Here is a 615-nt window from a genome sequence, read left to right as displayed (position 1 = left end):
TTTTCAGCCCTAAACCACCTACTTCAGTAGGTGGTTATCATCCGTTTCGGCTTTGCCTGTAAAACTACTCATGCTAAATGCGTCTTTGATTTTTCCAGAAGTCAAAGAGGACAAATAACATGAGTAGATACAATCAAGCTTCCCACGTATTTTGGCGTTGTCAATACCATATAGTGTGGACGCCAAAGTATCGATTTAGGATCTTGAAGAACAATATAGGTAAAGAAGTTTATCGATGTATTTATGTTTACTGTAATCAACTTGGATGTGAAGTCGTAGAGCTAAACGTACAAGTTGACCACGTACATTTAGTTGTAAAGGTCCCACCAAAGCTTTCGATATCCAAGTTGATGGGGGTATTGAAAGGCAAAATAGCCTTAAAGCTATTTAGCAAGTTTCCTCACCTTAGGAAGAACAGGCTTTGGGGTAATCACTTTTGGCAAAGAGGCTATTTTGTCGATAGTGTTGGAATCAATGAAGAAATAATACGCCGATATGTAAGACATCAAGAGAAGCAAGAGCGAGTAGAGCAGCAGCAATTGGCGCTGGACTAAACAAAGGCCCCCTTTTAGGGGGCTCACACAAAGCCACCTTCTTTAGAAGGTGGTAATTTAC

Annotated in this window: 1 protein-coding gene; it reads left to right on the top strand. The window is 40.3% G+C overall.

From position 1 onward, the window contains the following. Positions 1 to 119 precede the first annotated feature (119 nt). Positions 120 to 554, top strand: a complete 435-nt coding sequence (gene tnpA / locus R7Q11_RS27540; RefSeq protein ID WP_017633711.1) for an IS200/IS605 family transposase — start codon at positions 120 to 122, stop codon at positions 552 to 554. Positions 555 to 615: the final 61 nt, after the last annotated feature.

This window comes from Vibrio sp. 970 (assembly GCF_033339075.1).
Note: the sequence above shows the minus strand (reverse complement) of the source record. Positions and strands in the feature narration are given on the sequence as shown.